Annotated in this window: 21 protein-coding genes; 7 read left to right on the top strand and 14 right to left on the bottom strand. The window is 61.4% G+C overall.

Annotated features, from left to right (window positions below):
• Positions 1-119 precede the first annotated feature (119 nt).
• Together QF043_RS23765 and QF043_RS23760 are read left to right on the top strand one after the other, a co-directional pair.
• Entirely contained in the window at positions 120-353 is a 234-nt protein-coding gene (locus tag QF043_RS23765; protein WP_056858969.1) for a hypothetical protein, read from the top strand.
• Positions 354-521: 168 nt separating this feature from the next.
• Positions 522-1,304: a transporter substrate-binding domain-containing protein gene (locus QF043_RS23760; RefSeq protein WP_307420407.1), complete on the top strand. Its 783-nt coding sequence runs from the start codon at positions 522-524 to the stop codon at positions 1,302-1,304.
• A gap of 81 nt (positions 1,305-1,385) precedes the next feature.
• Here the strand turns inward: QF043_RS23760 and QF043_RS23755 are convergent, their stop codons facing one another.
• From QF043_RS23755 to QF043_RS23735, 5 genes are all read right to left on the bottom strand, one after another.
• Entirely contained in the window at positions 1,386-2,129 is a 744-nt protein-coding gene (locus QF043_RS23755) for a YkgJ family cysteine cluster protein (RefSeq protein WP_058419351.1), read from the bottom strand.
• A 108-nt stretch (positions 2,130-2,237) separates the two neighbouring features.
• On the bottom strand, positions 2,238-2,720 hold the full coding sequence (locus tag QF043_RS23750; RefSeq protein WP_307420405.1) for an N-acetyltransferase: 483 nt from the start codon (positions 2,718-2,720) through the stop codon (positions 2,238-2,240).
• A 3-nt stretch (positions 2,721-2,723) separates the two neighbouring features.
• Complete coding sequence (locus QF043_RS23745; RefSeq protein ID WP_017138169.1) at positions 2,724-3,626, bottom strand: chemotaxis protein CheV; 903 nt, start codon at positions 3,624-3,626, stop codon at positions 2,724-2,726.
• 208 nt (positions 3,627-3,834) lie between these two features.
• On the bottom strand, positions 3,835-4,809 hold the full coding sequence (locus tag QF043_RS23740; RefSeq protein ID WP_307420404.1) for a D-glycerate dehydrogenase: 975 nt from the start codon (positions 4,807-4,809) through the stop codon (positions 3,835-3,837).
• 215 nt (positions 4,810-5,024) lie between these two features.
• A complete protein-coding gene (locus QF043_RS23735; protein ID WP_058419353.1) occupies positions 5,025-5,993 on the bottom strand; it encodes a LysR family transcriptional regulator in 969 nt (322 codons plus the stop codon).
• 182 nt (positions 5,994-6,175) lie between these two features.
• On the opposite strand from QF043_RS23735, the gene QF043_RS23730 reads away from it, so the two are divergent.
• The 4 genes from QF043_RS23730 to QF043_RS23715 are packed head-to-tail and all read left to right on the top strand — an operon-like array spanning position 6,176 to position 10,951.
• A complete protein-coding gene (locus tag QF043_RS23730) occupies positions 6,176-7,687 on the top strand; it encodes an efflux transporter outer membrane subunit (protein WP_307420402.1) in 1,512 nt (503 codons plus the stop codon).
• Between the two features lie 10 nt (positions 7,688-7,697).
• Positions 7,698-9,875: an FUSC family protein gene (locus tag QF043_RS23725; RefSeq protein WP_307420401.1), complete on the top strand. Its 2,178-nt coding sequence runs from the start codon at positions 7,698-7,700 to the stop codon at positions 9,873-9,875.
• Complete coding sequence (locus QF043_RS23720) at positions 9,865-10,065, top strand: DUF1656 domain-containing protein (RefSeq protein WP_307420400.1); 201 nt, start codon at positions 9,865-9,867, stop codon at positions 10,063-10,065. The genes QF043_RS23725 and QF043_RS23720 overlap by 11 nt, the downstream gene beginning before the upstream one ends.
• Before the next feature lie 10 nt (positions 10,066-10,075).
• Positions 10,076-10,951: an HlyD family secretion protein gene (locus QF043_RS23715; RefSeq protein ID WP_307420399.1), complete on the top strand. Its 876-nt coding sequence runs from the start codon at positions 10,076-10,078 to the stop codon at positions 10,949-10,951.
• On the opposite strand, the gene QF043_RS23710 is transcribed toward QF043_RS23715, so the two are convergent.
• The 3 genes from QF043_RS23710 to QF043_RS23700 all read right to left on the bottom strand — a co-directional run bounded on the left by QF043_RS23710 (position 10,948) and on the right by QF043_RS23700 (position 13,982).
• Positions 10,948-12,237, bottom strand: coding sequence for a hypothetical protein (locus QF043_RS23710; protein ID WP_307420398.1), 1,290 nt, complete (start codon positions 12,235-12,237; stop codon positions 10,948-10,950). The two genes, QF043_RS23715 and QF043_RS23710, sit on opposite strands and share 4 nt — an antisense overlap.
• A 159-nt stretch (positions 12,238-12,396) precedes the next feature.
• Positions 12,397-12,801 (bottom strand): DUF4440 domain-containing protein, encoded by a 405-nt coding sequence (locus tag QF043_RS23705; protein ID WP_307420397.1) that lies wholly within the window; start codon positions 12,799-12,801, stop codon positions 12,397-12,399.
• 2 nt (positions 12,802-12,803) lie between these two features.
• Complete coding sequence (locus QF043_RS23700; RefSeq protein ID WP_307420396.1) at positions 12,804-13,982, bottom strand: MFS transporter; 1,179 nt, start codon at positions 13,980-13,982, stop codon at positions 12,804-12,806.
• A gap of 111 nt (positions 13,983-14,093) precedes the next feature.
• On the opposite strand from QF043_RS23700, the gene QF043_RS23695 reads away from it, so the two are divergent.
• Positions 14,094-14,951: a LysR family transcriptional regulator gene (locus QF043_RS23695; RefSeq protein ID WP_138452322.1), complete on the top strand. Its 858-nt coding sequence runs from the start codon at positions 14,094-14,096 to the stop codon at positions 14,949-14,951.
• Here QF043_RS23695 and QF043_RS23690 read toward each other — a convergent pair.
• The 6 genes from QF043_RS23690 to QF043_RS23665 all read right to left on the bottom strand — a co-directional run bounded on the left by QF043_RS23690 (position 14,948) and on the right by QF043_RS23665 (position 20,489).
• Complete coding sequence (locus QF043_RS23690) at positions 14,948-15,760, bottom strand: SDR family oxidoreductase (protein WP_307420395.1); 813 nt, start codon at positions 15,758-15,760, stop codon at positions 14,948-14,950. The two genes, QF043_RS23695 and QF043_RS23690, sit on opposite strands and share 4 nt — an antisense overlap.
• Before the next feature lie 14 nt (positions 15,761-15,774).
• The gene (locus QF043_RS23685; protein WP_307420394.1) at positions 15,775-16,239 is read right to left on the bottom strand and encodes a multidrug transporter; all 465 of its coding nucleotides are present in this window, start codon (positions 16,237-16,239) and stop codon (positions 15,775-15,777) included.
• A gap of 161 nt (positions 16,240-16,400) precedes the next feature.
• A complete protein-coding gene (locus QF043_RS23680) occupies positions 16,401-16,676 on the bottom strand; it encodes a DUF3077 domain-containing protein (RefSeq protein WP_064450788.1) in 276 nt (91 codons plus the stop codon).
• 320 nt (positions 16,677-16,996) lie between these two features.
• Entirely contained in the window at positions 16,997-18,448 is a 1,452-nt protein-coding gene (locus QF043_RS23675; protein WP_056858955.1) for a mannose-1-phosphate guanylyltransferase/mannose-6-phosphate isomerase, read from the bottom strand.
• 195 nt (positions 18,449-18,643) lie between these two features.
• Positions 18,644-19,300, bottom strand: a complete 657-nt coding sequence (locus QF043_RS23670) for an alginate O-acetyltransferase AlgF (RefSeq protein WP_053254501.1) — start codon at positions 19,298-19,300, stop codon at positions 18,644-18,646.
• Between the two features lie 16 nt (positions 19,301-19,316).
• Complete coding sequence (locus tag QF043_RS23665; RefSeq protein WP_307420393.1) at positions 19,317-20,489, bottom strand: alginate O-acetyltransferase; 1,173 nt, start codon at positions 20,487-20,489, stop codon at positions 19,317-19,319.
• Between the last annotated feature and the right edge of the window lie 4 nt (positions 20,490-20,493).

Raw genomic sequence — 20,493 nt, 5'->3', positions numbered from 1 at the left:
GTAAAGTCCGACCATTCGTACCGGCGGTGGTTAAAGATCCGAGGCGCGCAGGTATACTGCGCGCCAGCGTGGCCCGCAAGCCGGCCGCCGCCTCATTTTCTGCACGCTCCGGAGCTTCCATGACTTCCCCGACACAACCCCCTGTTGAAGCGGCCGACCTCGTCGATCCGGCTGACGCTCAAAGCGTTGAAAAAGCCGAGATCCCGGCGTTCAAGTTTCCGTTCAAGCCGGGTGAACTGGCCGGGGCCAAAAACGCCGCCCAGCCTTGGTACAAGAATGGCGCCAAGAACGGCCATACCAAGTCGCCCGGCATGGCGCCGCCGGGCACTCGCCGCTCGATGGGTAAACGCTGAGAATAGAACCATCAGCGTTTTATCAGGTGTGGACTACAACGCCTGCTGATATTTCTGATTGAAGACCCACGACCGTTTCTAGAAAGCTTGCACAGCCTTGATTGCAGCCCGACCGTTTAGATCGCGTCGAGTGGTCAAGGCTGGTCTTTCTGGAAAAGGATGTTTCCCGTGGCTCTGATACCTCTGTGTGCAGCACTTGCTCTCTTGCTGTCGATCAACGCCGTGGCCGACGATGATCAACCCCGGCGCGAAATCCGCTTCGCCGTTGCCGCGCAGTTCCCGCCGTTTCAGAGTCGCAGCCCGCAAGGTCAATTGGTGGGCTTGAACATCGACTTGGGCAATGCCCTGTGTACACAGTTGAATGTGCGCTGCACCTGGGTTGACCAGGTGCTTGTCGAAGACTTCCCGGCCCTGGAAGCCCGGCAGTTCGATGCGATCATGGGCATGGCTGCCACCTCCGGGCGGCGTCGGTTGGTGGGGTTCACCGATAATCTGTATCCCTTTACCACGCGTCTGGTCGCCCGTAGGGACTCCGGCTTGTTGCCCGACACACGCTCGCTCAAGGGCAAGCGTGTCGGTGTACTGCTGGGCAGCAACCGCGAAGCCTTTGCGCGGTCGCAGTGGGCACCGGCGGGCGTCATTATCAAGAGTTTCTGGCTCAACGACGAACTGGCGCGCAGCCTGGTGGCCGGCACAATCGATGCGACGCTGCAAGGCACTGTGGAAATTCGCAGGGCGCTGCTCGACACCCCGGATGGCCAGGATTTCGACTTCCTGGGGCCGCCCTTGTCCGGCGAGCTGTTGGGCAACGGCATTGCCATTGCCGTGCGCAAGTTTGACTCCAGTTTGCGCAACGACCTCAACCACGCGCTTGAACAATTGATGCACAACGGCGAATACCAGCGGATCCTCGCGCCCTATCATCTGGACGAACCGCCTCCCCGTCAGTGATGGCCAATTAAGTGCGCGGAACATGAGTTGGCCCCGTGTTTTGCAAGCCATGGCCAACTGTGGGAGCTGGCCGCATCGAGCCTAAGCCGCTCTCAACGAAATAAACGCATAGTTGGCCGGCACCTCAGTGGCAATCTGCGCCCCCGCATCCAGCACCTGCTCGGCGATGTCCATGCCGGACACATGAAACACCCACTCATTAGCCACCGAGGGTTGCCCAATCGCCCACTCGATCGCCTGGGCAAAGGCAGCCATGTTCGGCAGGTACGCGGTAAACCCATCGCCCTTGAGCGCCGTAGTACGAATACCCAGCAAGGCGCACACGGCCTCCTTGGTCTGTACATCGTCACGGTCGGCCTGGCGTGAGCGGCGGATCAGTTCGGCCAGCTCGGCATCCATCAATTCACCGCCAACGATCAGCGCCGGCCCCTGTTCCCAGGACTCTGGCGGGCAATCCTTGGCGGCGGGGTTCAAAGGAATGTGCGGGTTGATTTCCATCGGGTAGATGCGGCACACCAGCGGGCGACGCTCATAGATGCGGCAACGGTTGTCTTCGTCAAGATTCCGGCAACGCCCGGCGTTGTAAGCGGCAAAGGTGATTGCCACAAACGCCTCGGTATTGCCGCTGGGGACCACCACTGAGCGCAACTGGGCATGCTCGCGTTGTTGCACCGGCAAGCCCAGGCCGCTGGCAAGAAAGCCTTCTACCAGAACGATGACGTCACCGCCGTCAGCCGCCCAACTGCGGGCTTCTTCAAGGGTCAGCGGGACGTGATGGTCGCTGCAGCATTTGCCGCAACCGACGCAGGAAAAGTGAGTGTTCATGGAGGATCTGTCACCAGGCAAGGTCAGAGGGCACTCTTGAACGGTGACGGTTTTTTGCCTCTATTCACTGTTCAGGCTCAGTGGAAGCAAGTTATGCGCCAGTGCCGGTCAGTCCTCGGGCACCTGGTCGCGCAGCACAAACACCATGCCGGCGCTTTCATACAGCTGTCGGGCGCGCTGGTTGGTTTCCAGTACCTTCAGGTCCACATAGGGCTCGCCGCGTTGCTTGAACACGTGGAAGGTATGCAGCAACAAGGCACGCCCCAGCCCCTGGCCCTGGGCGCACGGATGGATCGAGAGGTTCTTGATAAACGCGCTGGTCCAGCACTGGGCCACACCCAGAATGCCGTCTGCGTTACTGGCCACCAGGCATAGTGTGGGATCGAACTCGGCGTCGGTGATGAACTGCCGGCGCCACTCTGCCAGGCTGGGGACACGGCCGCCGCCCTGTTCCTGGGTCATGCGCAACACGGCATGGATGGCCGGGGCCAGCTCATCGCGGTAATGATCCAGCCGGGTATTGGCCGGCCACTGCGGGGCTGGCAGGCTGGTAGTAAGGTCGCGGCGCAGCAGTTGGAAATACTCCGCCACCGCTTACAGGCCTTTTTGCGCCACAGTTTGCGCGGCTACCACCAGGCATTTGGTCAGCTCGGGCGACGAGAACTTGGTGAGTACCGCGTCAGCACCGGCCAGGCGCGCTTTCTCGCTGTTCATCGCGCTGTCCAAAGAGGTGTGCAGCAGCACGTAAAGCTCCTGGAAATCCGGGGTTTCGCGCAGGGTGCGGGTGAGGGCGTAACCGTCCATTTCGGACATCTCGATGTCCGACACCACCACGTTGATCTGCTCGACCGTGCCTTGCAGCTCCAGCAGCACATCAATGGCTTCCTTGGCACTGCGCGCGGTGTGGCAGGTCAGGCCGAGGTTGCGCAGTGTGTGCACCGATTGCTGCAGAGCCACCTGGCTGTCGTCCACCACCAGGATGCGCGCGTTACCGAGTACTTCGGCTTCTTCCATGGTCAAGTCGGTCGGCGCCGCTTCAACGGGGGCCGGGGCGATGCCGTGGATGACCTTTTCGATATCCAGCACCTGCACCAGGCCGCCTTCGACCTGCGTCACGCCGGTGATAAACGAGCGATTGCCGCCGGAGCCATAGGGCGGCGGGCGGATGTCGGTGGTCAGGCAGTGCACGATCTTGCTCACCGCCTGCACATGCAGGCCCTGCTTGGAACGGCTGACATCGGTGACGATCAGGCAGCCACCGTTCGGGTCTTGCAGCGGCATCTCGCCGAGGGCGCGGCTCAGGTCGATCACCGACAGCGAGGCGCCGCGCAGGGTGGCGATACCTTTGACGTGCGGGTGCGACTCCGGCAGCTTGGTCAGCGGCGGGCAGGGGATGATCTCACTGACTTTGAGCAGGTTGATCGCCATCAGCTTGCCGCTGCGCAAGGTAAAGAGCAGAAGCGAGAGTGAATCTGCGCGGGCTTTGGTGGTGGACATAAAAACCTTCTGTGGATCAGGGATGACGATCTATAGAGGGTTATCGACTTGGGGGAGCCAGGCTTTAACCGGATTTTGTGTCGGGCTGGGCTTGTGTGGGAGCTGGCTTGCCTGCGATGGCATCACCTCAGTGCAACTGGAAGACCGAGGTGCCTGCATCGCAGGCAAGCCAGCTCCCACACAAAACCCATCCCATATGAGATCGGCGTCAGCCCTTCCAGACCTGCGGGTTGACCAGATCCTGCGGGCGCTGCCCCAGCAAGGCGCTGCGCAGGTTGTCCAGGGCGCGATTGGCCATCGCTTCACGGGTTTCATGGGTGGCCGAGCCGATATGCGGCAGGGTCACCGCATTGCTCAGCTTAAACAGCGGCGATTCGGCCAGCGGCTCCTGCTCATATACATCCAGCCCGGCGCCACGGATTTTCTGGGTTTGCAGCGCTTCAATGAGTGCCGGTTCATCCACCACAGGCCCACGGGAAATATTGATCAGGATCGCGCTGGACTTCATCAGCCCCAATTCGCGCGTGCTGATCAAGTGGCGGGTCTTGTCGCTCAACGGCACCACCAGGCAGACAAAATCCGCCTCGGCCAGCAACTGGTCCAGGCTGCGAAATTGCGCGCCCAGCTCCTGCTCCAGCTGGGTCTTGCGGCTGTTGCCGCTGTACAGAATCGGCATATTGAAGCCCAGGCGCCCGCGCCGGGCCACGGCTGCGCCGATATTGCCCATGCCCACTATGCCGAGGGTCTTGCCGTGTACATCGCAGCCAAACAGCGGCGCGCCAACACTGGCTTTCCACTGGCCGGCCTTGGTCCAGGCATCCAGCTCGGCCACGCGGCGCGCACTGCTCATCAGCAGGGCGAAGGCCAGGTCGGCGGTGCTTTCGGTGAGCACGTCGGGGGTGTTGGTGAGCATGATCCCGCGCTCGTTGAAGTACGGCACGTCGTAGTTGTCGTAGCCCACCGACACGCTGGACACCACTTCCAGCTTGCTCGCGCCTTCCAGCTGCGCACGCCCCAGCTTGCGGCCTACGCCGATCAGGCCATGGGCGTGGGGCAGGGCTTCATTGAATTGAGCGTTGAGGTCACCCAGCTTGGGGTTCGGCGCGATCACCTCGAAATCCTGTTGCAGGCGTTCGGTCATTTCCGGGGTGACACGGCTGAAGGCGAGGACAGTCTTTTTCATTGCAGGCGGGCTCATCGACTACGGGAGAATGGTAAGCACGCTAACATTCCTGCCGACAATTGTCAGGACACCGCCGACCCCATGTGTACACAGTTCAAAATGTGGGAGCGGGCTTGCTCGCGAATGCGGTGGGTCAGTCGATACATCCAGTGGCTGATACACCGCCTTCGCGAGCAAGCCCGCTCCCACAGTTGATCTGTGTTGCCAGGTATAAATCAGTTCGCCAGGCGTGTGCCGCCGAGGCTGCCGCTCAACTCATACGCGACCAACTCCGCCTGATGCGCCGCCAGAATCTCCGGCAACGAACCGCGCAGGTATTCCACCCAGGTCTTGATCTTCGCATCCAGGTACTGACGCGACGGGTAGATGGCGTACAGGTTCAGCTCCTGCGAGCGATAGGTGGGCATCACCCGGACCAGCGAGCCGTTGCGCAAACCTTCAATAGCCGCATACACCGGCAGCAGGCCGACGCCCATGCCGCTGGTGATCGCGGTTTTCATCGCATCGGCCGAGTTGACCAGGAACGGCGAGGTGTTGATCGCCACGCTTTCCTGGCCTTCGGGGCCATTGAAAGTCCATTTATCCAGCTGGACCACCGGGCTGACCAGGCGCAGGCAGGCGTGGTTGAGCAAATCCTGTGGCCGCTGCGCGCAGCCTTTGGCCTTGACGTAATCCGGCGAGGCACAGGCGATGCTGTAGGTGATGCCCAGGCGCTGGGACACAAAACCCGAGTCCGGCAGTTCGCTGGCCAGCACGATAGAGACGTCGTAACCCTCGTCGAGCAGGTCCGGCACGCGGTTGGCCAGGGTCAGGTCGAAGGTCACGTCGGGGTGGGTGCGCCGGTAACGGGCAATGGCATCAATCACAAAATGCTGGCCGATGCCGGTCATGGTGTGCACTTTCAACTGCCCGGCTGGGCGCGCGTGGGCGTCGCTGGCTTCCGCTTCGGCCTCCTCGACATAAGCAAGGATCTGCTCGCAACGCAGCAAATAGCGCTTGCCGGCCTCGGTCAGCGCGATGCGGCGAGTGGTGCGATTGAGCAAGCGGGTTTGCAGATGGGCCTCAAGGTTGGAGACCGCGCGCGAGACGTTGGCGGTGGTGGTGTCCAGTTGCACGGCGGCGGCGGTGAAGCTGCCGGCCTCGGCCACGCAACTGAAGGCGCGCATATTTTGCAAAGTGTCCATGGAGTGTTCTCAAGGGAGATAGCAAATTGTGACAGAAAGTTACGCCGTCCAGTGATCCCTACCAACGGATTATCGCCTGAACGGTAACAAAGATTCACAGGAATGCCAGCTTATCGTTCCCCATGGCGCCCCCTAGAATTGCGCCACCTTCCCCGCCTCACCACCTCAGGAATTCGTTCGCCGTGCCGCGTCGCATCAGCAGAGAGCTTAAGGCTCTCAGTGTTTTGGCCTTATCGTTAGCAATCAGCGGCTGCATCGGAACCGGAGGAATCGCCCCCCAAGGCCAGGCCCTCAACGCCAATACCCTGGCCACCGACGCCGCCATTCAGAGCGCCGCCCAGGACGCCCATTGGCCCACCACCCAATGGTGGCAAGCCTATGGCGACACGCAACTCAACCGCTGGGTCGACCTCGCCACGCAAAACAGCCCGAGCATGGCCATGGCCGCCGCGCGGGTGCGGGAAGCGCGGGCCATGGCCGGGATTGCCGAGTCGGCCGAGTCGTTGCAGATCAACAGTGACACCACCCTCAAGCGCCACAGCTGGCCGAAAGATCAGTTCTACGGGCCGGGGGCGTTGAGCGGTGCCAATACCTGGGACAACACCTCATCCCTGGGCCTGAGCTACGCCCTCGACCTGTGGGGCCGCGAAAGCAATGCCAGCGAACGCGCCGTCGACCTGGCGCACATGAGCGCCGCCGAAGCACGCCAGGCCCAGCTCGAATTGCAGAACAATGTGGTACGCGCCTATATCCAGCTGTCGTTGCACTTCGCCAACCGCGATATCGTCGCCGCCACCCTGGCCCAGCAACAGCAGATTCTCGACCTGGCCAACAAGCGCCTGAATGCCGGGATCGGCACGCATTTCGACGTGAGCCAGGCCGAAACGCCGCTGCCGGAAACCCATCGCCAGCTCGACGCCCTCGACGAAGAAATCGCCCTGAGCCGCAACCAACTCGCGGCATTGGCCGGCAAAGGCCCAGGCCAAGGCGCACAACTGCAACGCCCGAGTTTGTCCCTGGCTGCGCCGCTGAAGCTGCCCTCAAGGCTGCCCGCGCAACTGCTCGGCCAACGCCCGGACGTGGTCGCCAGCCGCTGGCAGGTCGCCGCCCAGGCCCGCGGCATCGATGTGGCGCACGCCGGTTTCTACCCCAACGTCGATCTGGTCGGCAGCCTCGGCTATGTGGCCACCGGCGGTACGATGCTGGGGTTTCTCAGCGGGCAGAAATTCAACTACACCGTCGGCCCGGCGATCAGCTTGCCGATCTTCGACGGCGGCCGTTTACGCGGGCAGTTGGGCGAAGCCAGCGCCGGGTATGACCTCGCCGTGGCCAAGTACAACCAGACGCTGGTCAACGCGCTCAAGGGCATCAGCGACCAGTTGATCCGCCGCGAATCCATGGACAAGCAAGCCGACTTTGCCGCGCAGTCAGTGGCCTCGGCGCAGAAAACCTACGACATCGCCATGATCGCTTACCAGCGCGGCCTCACCGATTACCTCAATGTGCTCAACGCCCAGACCTTGTTGTTCCGCCAGCAGCAGATCGAGCAACAGGTGCAGGCCGCGCGCCTGAGTGCCCATGCCGAGCTGGTTACGGCATTGGGTGGCGGGCTCGGCGCCGGCAACGACGTACCACAGGACGCCAAGACACTTCCCGGCAAAACCCCGGCGGCGCTTGCCGTGTTTGATCACTGAGTAGACTGTAATGACTCGCTTGCCTGCACCGCTGCGCTGGTTGCACTCCCTTGAGTGGCGCCGTGGTTTTTTCGACTGGGCACGCAGCGACGGCGTGACCTGGGTGTATATCTTCAAGGTGCTGATTGCTGCGTTCCTGACGTTGTGGCTGGCCATGCGCCTGGAGTTGCCGCAACCGCGCACGGCGATGATCACCGTATTTATCGTGATGCAACCGCAGAGCGGCCAGGTGTTTGCCAAGAGTTTTTATCGCTTCCTCGGCACCTTGGCGGGGTCGGCGGTGATGGTCTTGTTGATTGCCTTGTTTGCGCAGAACACCGAGTTGTTTCTCGGCGCGTTGGCGATCTGGGTGGGTATCTGCACCGCGGGTGCCACGCGTAATCGCAACTTTCGCGCCTACGGGTTTGTGCTGGCCGGCTATACGGCGGCGATGGTCGGTTTACCGGCGCTGGCGAACCCGGACGGCGCGTTTATGGCGGCGGTATGGCGGGTGTTGGAAATCTCCCTGGGGATTATCTGCTCCACCGTGGTCAGCGCCGCGATCCTGCCGCAAACCTCCAGCGCGGCGATGCGCAACGCCTTGTATCAACGCTTTGGCGTGTTCGCGCTGTTCGTCACCGACGGCCTGCGTGGGCGCAGCCAGCGCGACGGTTTCGAGGCCAGCAATGTGCGCTTTATCGCTGAGGCGGTGGGCCTGGAAGGGCTGCGCAGCGTCACCGTGTTCGAAGACCCGCACATGCGTCGGCGCAATGGTCGGCTCAGCCGCCTCAACAGCGAATTCATGAGCATCACCACGCGTTTCAACGCCCTGCACCAGTTGCTCGAACGGTTGCGTGCCGATGCGGCCGATCACGTGGTTGCGGCGATCAAGCCTGGCCTGCAGGACCTTGCCGAAGTGCTCGATGGCTTCTCCGGCCGGGCACTTACCAGCCCCGACGCCGCACGGCTGGTCAACCAGCTCAGTGCCTACAAGGACGGCCTGCCCGCCAAGGTGCGTGCTCTGCGTGCGGCCTTTCAAGAGGGCAACCCGAGCGAAGCCGAGCAACTGGATTTTCATACCGCCTATGAGCTGCTTTATCGCTTTGTCGATGACTTGCACAACTACGCGCTGACCCACGCTTCCTTGGCCGACCACAGCCATGAACGCGAACAGTGGAACGAGACCTTTATCCCCAAGACCAACTGGCTGGCCTGCGCGGCTTCGGGAATTCGTGCGTCGTTCATTCTGATCGTGCTGGGCAGCTACTGGGTGGCCACCGCCTGGCCCAGCGGCGCAACCATGACCCTGATTGCCGCTGCTACGGTCGGCCTGTCCGCCGCCACGCCCAACCCCAAGCGCATGGCGTTCCAGATGGCCTGCGGCACCTTGATCGGCGCACTGGTGGGCTTTGTCGAAATGTTCTTCGTGTTCCCCTGGATCGACGGCTTCCCGCTGCTGTGCGTGATGCTCGCTCCGGTGATCATCTTCGGCGCGTTCCTGGCCTCACGCCCGCAATATGCCGGCGTGGGCGTCGGCCTGTTGATCTTCTTCAGCACCGGCTCGGTGCCGGACAACCTCACGGTCTACAACCCCTACACCTTTATCAACGACTACATCGCCATGATCATCGGCATGTTGGTGTGCGCGGCGGCGGGGGCGATCATCCTGCCGCCCAACAGCCGCTGGCTGTGGCGCCGCTTGGAGCAGGACCTGCGCGAGCAAGTGGTGTACGCGATCAGCGGCAAGCTCAAGGGCCTGGCCTCGAGTTTTGAAAGCCGCACCCGCGATTTGCTGCACCAGGCCTACGGCCTCGCCGCCGGCCAACCGCATGTGCAGCGTGATTTGCTGCGCTGGATGTTCGTGGTGCTGGAGGTCGGCCACGCAATCATCGAGCTGCGCAAGGAACAGGCGATTTTGCCGGTGCACCCGGCGTATGCCGAATCCCAGCCGTGGCGCCAGGCGATCCGCGTGATGGGCCGCTCGCTGGTGCGGTTGTTCCTGCAACCCAGCGCGAGCAACCTGGAGCGCGGCCTGGTCGCTGTCGACCACGCGATCAGCCGCGTGCAGGCCACCGACGAACCCTTCGCCCCGCACTTCGACACCTCCGCCCTGCGGCGTGTGAAGAGCTACCTGCACTTTATCCGCACCTCGTTGCTCGACCCGCAATCGCCACTGGCGGCCCTTAAAGGAGCCCCGCATGCCCCGTGAAATCGCGTTCCACGGCCTGTATATGCCGACCATGACCCTGATGTTTTTGATGGCGGCCGTGCTGGCCTGGGCGCTGGACCGCTTCCTGGCCGGGTTCGACCTGTACCGTTTTTTCTGGCACCCGGCGTTGTTGCGCCTGAGCCTGTTCGTTTGCCTGTTCGGCGCCTTGGCGCTGAGCGTCTACCGTTGAGAATGCCCCGATGAAAAAGTTTTTCAGCCTGCTCGCAACCTTGCTGGTACTGGCTTTGGCGATCTGGATTGGCCGCACGCTGTGGGTGCATTACATGCAAACGCCCTGGACCCGCGACGGCCGCGTGCGCGCCGACATTATCAATGTGGCGGCGGACGTCACGGGTGAAGTGGTCGACGTGCCGGTGCGTGATAACCAGTTGGTGAAAAAGGGCGACCTGCTGATGCAGATCGACCCTGAGCACTACCGCATTGCGGTCAAGCAGGCGCAGTCGCTGGTGGCTTCACGCAAGGCCACCTGGGAGATGCGCAAGGTCAACGCCCATCGCCGTGCCGACCTGGATGCGCTGGTGATCTCCAGGGAAAACCGCGACGACGCCAGCAACATCGCCGACTCCGCCCTGGCCGATTACCAGCATGCGCTGGCGCAACTGGAAGCCGCCGAGCTGAACTTGAAACGCACGCACGTGGTGGCGGCAGTGGACGGCTATGTCACCAACCTCAATGTGCATCGTGGCGACTACGCACGCATCGGCGAGGCGAAAATGGCCGTGGTGGACATGAACTCGTTCTGGGTCTACGGCTTCTTCGAGGAGACCAAGCTGCCGCACGTCAACGTCGGCGACAAAGCCGATATGCAACTGATGAGCGGCGAGACGCTCAAGGGCCACGTGGAAAGCATCTCGCGAGGAATCTACGACCGCGACAACCCCGAGAGCCGTGAGCTGATCGCCGATGTGAACCCGACCTTCAACTGGGTGCGCCTGGCCCAGCGGGTGCCGGTGCGGATTCATATTGATGAGGTGCCGGAAGGCGTATTGTTGGCAGCTGGCATCACCTGCACGGTCGTGGTTATGCCATCACTCAGTGCCGCTGTCGTTGACTAGCCCAGGTAGCTGACAAGCTTGCCTAGCGATCCGCCGATCCCGACGGGGTTACCGGACCAAAGGATTTTTCCATCAAGACGGCCGACTACCATGGTCGGCTGGCCGGTAATCAGGTAGCCCTCTCCCACAACGCCGCCCGTACCGAACTGGAGATCGGCGTTGCCGCTCTTCTCCCAACGTGAAGTGCGCGCATCACCCCATTTTGTGGGGATAACCAGTTCTCCTTCAGTTTGTACGTAACCGTCGGCCCAAGCGTTGTTCATGTTTGCAGAGTATTTCGTCAGCACCGGCTCGCCGTTATTGAAATCGGCGTCCATGAGACCTTCTTTGGATAGACCGACAAGCAGCCCCTTATTTTCTGCACTGGGAGGGTTTGCACCGGCTTCACCCACGCCAATAAAACCTCGGGCCGTGGGGAGCAGGTCGTTGAACTGGGTCCAGTCGGAGCCTACCGGCACCGTGCAGTATCCCGGTGTATTTCGATGGCCAAACGTTGTGTCGAGGGCACCGTCTTTATCAAAGCGCGCAACGAGCGCCGTGCCCCGTTGAGGTTGAAAGCAGATATGGCCCGCCACAACGATTTTATCCTCGGCTTGCACGAGGCAGGCACTCAGGCCGGTGGATGCCTCGGGGTCTTGACCTTTGAGTTCCAGGCGGCCTGTACCATTGAAGGTTGTGTCGAGAGTGCCATTGGGATGCAGTCGATACAGTACGCCCGTGGTGACCTGCCAGTCGCCGAGTCTGTGATAGGTGGTGCTGATGAGTAGTTTGCCATCTGCTTGCTGAGAGACTTTGGCGGTGTCGGCTATATAGACTTCGGTGGGCTGATTGTCGATAACCAGATGGCCTGTACCGTTTCCTCCGAACGTCTTGTCCAGCGCGTAGTCTGCGGTGAAACAGGCCATCGCCAAATGTGCAGCATCGTTTACCTCGTTCGGAATGATTACGCCGAGCATCAGCAAGCGCCCATCTTTAAGGCGCAGCAGCCTGCCACCGTTACTGTCCTTGTCTTTTCTGAACGCGTTGATGATCACCCCTTTATTACCAAAGCTCTCATCCAGTTTCCCGTCGTGGGTCAACCGCACCAGGCCGTATCGAAATCCAAACTGCTCCACCATCGACACCCCGACACTGACCAGGATTTTGCCGTCCGGCAGGGGCAGGACGCCCTTGATCAGGCGGTCAGTGCCAATATAGTCAGGCAGTATGGTCAGCGTGAGTTCACCGCCGGAGCCGAACGTCGGATCGCGGTCACCTGCACGGAGTGTCGAGTTATCGCGGATCATAAAAGCTCCCAAAGACGAAAGTGATGTCCACCGGCGGATGCCTTATGACGCCTTAAGGCTTACGAATCCCGGTCAATGAGAGCTTCCGTGAAGGGCTGGAGCGCGTCTACTGTCAGAAGTAACAGGTGAGCATGGCGTTCAGACGAACCGTCGATGTGCTCAGCCGTGTGAGCAGAACGTTTCGTGCAAATGCCGCCACAACAGCGCACCACTCGCCTGCTTCTCGAACACCACGGTGGCGCGGCGGTCAGTCTGCGTGCCGCTGTTATCAATCTGATGCTCGCGATAAGTCACCGTGGCACCTCGTGCATGCCGGTCAATCCCGGTCATTTCGCTCAGGGTGATCTTCAGCCCTGGGCGCATGCCGCCCAAGCGGGTGAACAGCGCATTCACTCCGGCCGCATTGACCCGTGCGCCGGTGGCTGGCGCAACCATGCTGAACTCAGGCGAAAACCGCGCGAGCAAGTTCTGCAACGTGCCTTCAGGTGCGACCCCGGCAAACCATTGTTCGATCTCGACGTGGGTCTGGATCACTTCTTCAAAAAAATCGCTGTAATCAATCATGGCTATGCCTCGCTGGCAGGGTGAAGCAGTGTCCGTACTCTGGACGCATCCAGGCGCAGCACCGCGAAAAGGGGCAGCAGTGTCAAGGCTGCGGCTATCGTGAAGGTTGTGGCGAAGGAATCCAAGGCCGACAACAGCGCGCTGAGTAGCGCCGCGCCGAGGCAGAAGCTCACTTGCCGGTTGATGTTCCACAGGGCGCTGGCGTGGCCCATGCGCTCGGCGCCAATGTCGAGAAACGCCAGCGTCTGTGCGGTGCTGCTGCACAGACTGCCGCCCAGACCCATCAACGCGTAGGCGGGAATCACCCAGGTTGACTGGTTCAACAGCAGGATGCCAATGCATTGCAGGGCCATGCCCGCCAGCAGCAACGGTTTTGGACCGCAACGGTTGAACAGTTTTTTACTCAGGTAAATCGCCAGTGCCGATGCCATTGCCCACGGCAGCATCAGCGCACCGGTCTGTGTGGCGTCATAGCCCAGGCCGCGCAGATAGAGGATGGCGATCAGGCTGGTACCGATAAATACGCCAGGGATGCACAGGTACACCAGCATCGCCACGCGCAGCATCGGGCTGCGGATTTGCTTGAAGATACTTCCCACATCCAGTGCCGGGCGCACTGTTGCAGGCACGTCGGGTTTTATCCACAGCACTGCCAGCAGCAAGGTGATCAACGCCAGCGGCAGGTTGGCGTAGAAGATCCAGCGCCACGAGACGCTGTCGACAATCACGCCACCCAATGCTGGAGACAACGCCGGCACCAGCAGGGCTACCGACATGACGCGCGCCGTCAGTGAGCTGCGTTGCGCGGGTGGAAAGTTCCGATATGCCAGGGCTTGCCCCACTGGGATCAGCAAGCCACCGCCCAGGCCTTGCAGCAAACGCCAACCGATCAGCGCTTCAATCGAACCGGCCTGGCCAACCATCACCGAGGCTCCCGCGAACAGCAACAGGCTGGTGGCTATCAGGTTGCGTTCGCCCAACAGGGCTGCCAGCCACACGCTAAAAGGAATGATCACGGTCAACCCGAGCATGTAGGCGTTGCTGACCCAGGCCAATTGCGTCACCGAGGCGTGCAGTTCCAGGGCGATATCCGGGTAGGCGACGGTGGCGACAAACATGTTCACCAGGTCCAGGGCAAAGCCCAGTAGAAAGATCCAGGCGACTTTCGAGCGGTAGGTCATAAACGCGATCCTGCGAGTGAAGCGGGCAGGGTAGGCGTGATGCAGGGTTTGGGATACGCCGGTTTGCCTGTTAGTTTGTCAAAAATATTTTGACAAAGGAACGCGAGGTTTATGGTCAGCCTGGACCGATTCGACACCTTCAAAGCCGTGGTCGAGGCCGGCTCGCTCACCGCCGCCGCCGACCGGCTGGGCCAGACCCGCGCCGTGGTCAGCTTCAACCTCAAGCGCCTTGAGGCGGAACTGGGCGTGACCCTGTTAACTCGCAGCACTCGCCAGTTGGCGCTGACGGATGCCGGTGAGCGCTTTTACCTGCGTTGCACGCGCATGCTGGAAGAAGCCCGGCTGGCAGTGGAAGAAGCTCGCTCTGAACATGCGCAACTCAAAGGCACCTTACGCATCACTACCACGGTGGAATACGCGCTGGCAGTCGTTGCACCAGCGGTGGAAGCTTTTCGGCGCCTGCACCCGGACTTGAACATTCACTTATCCACATCCTCCACCCATGCGGACTTGATCTCCGAGCGCTTTGACGTAGCGATTCGGTTGGGGCGACTGCTCGACTCCAATCACCGGGCGGTGCAGCTGTCGACCTTTGAGGTGTTTGCCGTAGCCGCGCCTGAGTTTGCCGAGGTGCAAACCCTGGATGCGTTGGAGCGCGTGCCCAAGCTGGGCCATGGCCGCTTGACGGAGCTGAGCCTGACCGACCCGGCCGGCGGCGAGCATCAATACCGTTCCGGCCCTGCTGCACTGGTGGCCGACAGTGCGTCTGTGCTCCAGGCTTTTGCCGTGCGTGGACACGGTGTGGCGGTACTGCCGCAATGGCTGGTGCAGGGCGATCTGGACGCGGGGCGGTTGGTGCGCTTACTGGCGGATCATCGGTTTGCCCCGCAAGGCATTTACGCCATGTACCCGGATACACGGCATTTGCCGCTGAAGGTGCGGGCGTTTATTGATTTTATGAAGGGCTAGAGTGAGCCAGAGAGTCCGAAGCGCTTTTTCAGGACTTTCTCCAGCAATCCTTTTGGCAGCAGCGCCGCCATCAACGGCAGCGCTCGGCTGCCATTGCCCGCACGCAACATCCTTGGCGGTTTTGGGTGTTGCACCGCCTTGAGCACTTGCGCTGCAAATTGCTCGGCAGATGTCGGGTTGCCCTGCGAGGCCTGGGAGCGCGCACGAATGCCTTCGCGCAAGGGCCACCAGGGCGATTGTTCGTTGATCAGCCGTTCGGCCTGGGCGCCGGCGTTTTTGGCGAAACTCGTGTCGATGGCTCCCGGCTGCACTTCCAGCACCCGAATACCAAACGGCGCCAGTTCCATACGCAATGCATCGCTCAAGGCATGCACCGCGGCTTTCGAGGCGCAGTACGCACCGGCAAACGGCGTGACCAGCACACCCGAAACGCTGCCGATATTCACCACCAAACCTTTACTGCGCCGCAGCGCGGGAAACAGCGCCTGGGTGACGCCGACGATGGAAAATACATTGGTCTCGAACTGGCGCTGCATGGCTTCGGTGCCGCCGTCGAGCAGCGGGCCCATGGCGCCGTAGCCGGCGTTGTTGATCAACACATCCAGTTCACCCAGTTGTTCGGCCAGGCGCTGCAAGGCCACGCTGTCGTTGACGTCCAGTAGCACGGCATTGAAGCCGGCAGCAGCCAGGGCGGCGACGTCTGCTTCGCGGCGGGCGCTGGCCCACACGTCGAAGCCGGCGGATTTGAAGGCGTCAGCCAGGGCGCGGCCGATGCCGCTGGAGCAACCGGTGATCAGTACATTGGGCATGGATCAATCCTTTGTCAGTCCGAGAAACTGCCTTGCAGGTGCTCGGCGCGAAATTCCAGGGTTTGTGGGCGGTAGCCGGGGCGCAGGGGCGGCGTGGGCAAACAGTCATCCCAGGTGGCGCCGGCCTGTAGTTCGCCGGGGCCGCGGTAGCGCGGGGCAGCATAAACATTATCGGCCAGGTTCACCGTGTCCCCCGGCGCATAGGCCGCGAGACGCCAGCGCAACTCGGTGAGCGGCACGTCGTTGCCATTGATCAGCAGCAGTTTCAATGGGCGGTCGGCCGGGCAATCCTGTGGCGCGTAGCTGATGCGCAGTTCCAGACGCGCCAGTTGCGACGCTTCGCGGCTGTCCAGCCACACCACCCAGATCGCCACAAAACCCAGGCCGACGGCGGCGGCCAGCGATACCGGCAAGGCTTTGGCGGGGTAGCGCAGCAGCAGGATCAGCCAGGTGATGATCAAGAGAACGCCGAAGAACATGGAGACCACCTCGAATAGTGAACGAGCATCCTAACTTAAGCGTAGGTGGGATTGGGTAGCTTGAGATAAGTGTTGATTGGGCGGGCGCCATCGCAGGCAAGCCAGCTCCCACCGTTGGATTGCGTTCCACTGTGGGAGCTGGCTTGCCTGCGAAGACTTACTTACTGAGCGGAAGAATCAGCCTGCAAACCTTCGATGGAAGCTTCAACCAATGCCAAGCCGGTTTCAGCCAATTGCAGGCTGGCCCAGTTCAGGTAGCTCTGGTGTTCGGTGCACAGGTCTTGAGCTGCCAGGGTGAGCACGCGCGCGGTGCCTAAAACATAGCTGGCATGTTCCAGTGCATGTTCGATGGGAATGCCGGGTTGTACGCAAAAAAGAGGTTCTTCACTGCGCTCGCTGGGGCCGAAGGGGGTGGGGCGGGTGGTTTGTTTGGACATGGTGGATCTCCTGATGAAAATGGGATCCTATGAGTTCGCGAGGCCGTCAAACCTCATCACGAATGAGTCGTGACAGGCGCGAGGATAGGCAGGAAGGGGGCAGGGGTCAATGCTGGCGGGGTGCTTTCGGACGCCATCGCAGGCAAGCCAGCTCCCACAGTTGGCGCGGGTACACCTTTGGAATGCAGTCGAATGTGGGAGCTGGCTTGCCTGCGATGAGGCCCTTGCAGTCAACGCAAGGCCCAAAGAAAAAGCCCCCACCCAGCCCACTGCGGATAGGGGACGCAGCGGGCTGGATGAGGGCTTCTTGTACGACCGTGTTACTGCGCGATAGTTTTCACCGACACGCCACGTTCGACCGGGGTGGAGCGCCCGTAGATATCTTCAAAGCGTTCGATATCGTCCTCGCCCAGGTAGCTGCCCGATTGCACTTCAATAATCTCCAACGGGATCTTGCCCGGGTTGCGCAGGCGGTGCACCGAGGCGATCGGGATGTAGGTGGACTGGTTCTCGCAGAGCAGGAACACGTTTTCGTCACAAGTGACTTCCGCCGTGCCGCTGACCACGATCCAGTGTTCGGCGCGGTGGTGGTGCATCTGCAGCGACAGGCACGCGCCCGGTTTGACCGAGATGTGCTTGACCTGGAAGCGCCCACCCATGTCCACCGAGTCGTAGGAGCCCCACGGGCGGTAGACTTCGCAGTGGTTCTGGGTTTCGCTGCGGCCTTGCTCGTTGAGGGTGTTGACCATCTGCTTGACGCCCTGAACCTTGTCCTTGTGGGCAATCATCATCGCGTCCTTGGTTTCCACCACCACGATGTTGTCCAGGCCGATCACCGACACCAGTTTGCCGTTGCCATGCACCATGCAGTTGCGGCTGTCCTGGATCACCACGTCGCCTTTGCTCACGTTGCCATTGGCGTCTTTGTCATTGACCGCCCACAACGAGGCCCAGCAACCCACGTCGCTCCAGCCGGCACTCAGCGGCACCACGCAGGCGCGCTGGGTTTTTTCCATCACCGCGTAGTCGATGGAATTGTCCGGGCAGCAGGCGAAGGTAGCTTCGTCGAAGGTTACGGTGTCGGCATCTTGTTCGCTGCGCTCCAGGGTCAGCACGCAGGTGTCGTAGATGTCCGGGTCGTGTTTTTTCAGCTCTTCGAGGAAGCGGCTGGCGCGGAACAGGAACATGCCGCTGTTCCAGAAGTAACCGCCGCTTTTGACGAACTCGACGGCGCGTTTTTCATCGGGTTTTTCCACGAACTGCTGCACGCGGCTGACGCCTTCGGGCAGCAGCGAATCGTTGCTGGACTTGATGTAGCCGTAACCGGTTTCCGGACGGGTCGCCGGGACGCCGAACAGCACCATCTCGCCACGCTCGGCCGCCACAGTGGCCAGGGCCAGGGCGCGTTGCAGGGCTTTCTGGTCGTCGATCACGTGGTCGGCGGGCAGCACCAGCATCAACTCGTCGCGGCCTTCGTTGACCAGCATCATCGCAGTTAGGGCCACGGCCGGCGCGGTGTTGCGGCCGAAGGGTTCCATCAGCACGCGTTGGCATTCGAGCTTGCGGGCGCTGAGTTGCTCGTTGACGATAAAACGGTGGTCTTTGTTGCAAACCACGATCGGCGCGTCCATGCCTTCGAACACCAGGCGCTCCAGGGTTTGCTGGAACAGCGTGTGTTCGCCGGTGAGGGCCAGGAATTGCTTGGGGAACTGTTTGCGGGAAAGCGGCCAAAGACGTGAGCCGCTACCACCGGAAAGGATTACTGGGATCATGGGTGTTTCTCCTTGAATCGATTTGGGTCAGAGCTACGAAGGTTTGTCGTTTCACTCTTGTTTTTGTCTCGGTCTGAACGGACTGTCTCGGTCAGTGTGGGAGCTGGCTTGCCTGCGATGGCGGTGTTGGATTCACCACCGCCATCGCGGGCAAGCCCGGCTCCCACAGGGGCCGGTGTCAGTTCAGAAAACTAATCAGCGGGTCGACACGGGGCGTTTCACCCACACCGGCGAAATGCTCGAGCCGGAACCGGTCACGTACAGCACCGCCGCTTCACCACGTTCCAAAGCCACTGGCTTCACATCGCCGACTTTCTTGTCACCGTCGTACAACGCCAGGCTCACTTTCACCGGGTTGATTTCGCGCTCGCCACGGCCCTTGGCGGCCACCGACTTGACCACATCGGTCTTGCCGTCGGCGGTCTTCAGGGTCAGGGCCTTGTCGCTGAGGTTTTGCACACGCACCAGGGATTTCTGCTTGTTCTTGAACGGCGGCTCTTCGATCAGTTGGGGCTGGCCGCTGCCGCTGTTAACCAGGGTGTAGTAGTGATCGGCCGCGAGCTTGACCGGCACGGTCTGGCTGCCGACCTTGGCGCTGTAGTCGCCGCCGGGCATGAAACTGAAGTCACTGCTGGCCAGCGGTGCAACGTCGCTCAGGTTGGTGGCGCCGACGGTGGCGCTGACTTCCTGGTTGCTGGCGTTGTACACACGTACAAAGCTTGAGCCTTTTGGCGCGGTTGGGCCGTAGAGGGCGGCGTCGCCCCCGGCGAAGGCGGACATCGATACGAAGCTCAAGCCGGCAGCGATGGCCAGGGTCTTGGCGAGACGACGCGGAGTAGTAGTGAAAGTCATGTGAGTTACCTCTCTTTCAGTTTTGCGCCCGGTCGGGCGTCTCGGATTTTTGAGTGTTCAAAGCCATGTTCTGTTGGCGCGAACCGGCTTGTTTAAGCTGCGCAACCCACTGTGGGTCGGCATCACCGATTTCGTTGTTGACGGGCAGATAACGTTCCGGAAACTCCCAGATCAGCACTTGGGGCGGGCTGTTCTTGAAGTCATCGCTTTTCAGGTAGCTGAGCATCGGCAGGATCGGGCCGTGGCCGTCTTCGGAGTAGTTGATGACGTCGCTGTGCAAGGCTTGCTTGAGGGCGCCGACGAAGTTCCAGTTGGGGTTGGCGCTATAGCTGGTGCCCACCAGGGCCACTGGGGTTTCACTGTCGGCAAACAGGGCGTCGTCGCCTTTGTTCTCCGCCAGGTGCGTGACGCGTTTTTGCAGCGGCTCTTTAGGTGGCATCAGGTTTTCAAACAGCGGGTCCAGCGGCAGGAACAGGCGCAGGTCGCCTTTGTGCGGTTCGGTTTTTTCGGCTTCGGTGACAAAGCGCTGTGGCTCACCGCTCAGCGGCGTCTTGTCGGCAATGGTCTTGGCCAACTGTTTGGCAGCGATTTCCGCACCGTCCGGGGTCCAGTGGGTGTCGGTGCGCAGGAACACTTGCGTGCCGCCCAGCTTGGCCTGTTGCAGCGGGCCAAGCAGGTCAGGGGCAATGATCTTGTCGGCCGCCACGCGGGCGTGGAAGTCCTCGTACAGGTTGGCGTGGATGCTCGCCGGTTTCACTTCACCCACGTGTTCCGGGTACAGGCGCACCTTGGCCGGCACAATCGCCATCACCAGTTGGATGCCCTGGGCCTTGAGCTTTTGGCGCACGCCTTCGACCAGCGCGTAGTTGCCTTGCAGGTTCTGGTCTTCGTTGACGATGGGGTTGAATTCCTCATCGCTGTACAGCCAGTGGTCGCGGCCCAGCACCACGCCGGGGCGGCCTTCATTGAACAGCTTGTAGTCCAGCGCCGCCCAGAGGTTGGTGCCCAGGCGTTTGATCGGGAACTCGTCGTCGTAGTGGGTCTCGACGGCCTTGGTCCAGCGGCCGTTGAGCACGGTGGCGTCGGCGTTGGTGCTGAAGCCGAAGAAGCTGCGCGTCGACCAGGCGCCCAGGGCCAGCAGCACCAGCAGGAACAGCGTGATATAGAGGACGCGAAATGAACGGGTCATGGTC

Source organism: Pseudomonas sp. W3I7 (genome assembly GCF_030816095.1).
GTDB classification, from domain to species: domain Bacteria; phylum Pseudomonadota; class Gammaproteobacteria; order Pseudomonadales; family Pseudomonadaceae; genus Aquipseudomonas; species Aquipseudomonas salomonii.
The sequence above is the reverse complement of the archived record's forward strand: the minus strand, read 5'-3'. Positions and strand labels throughout refer to the sequence as shown.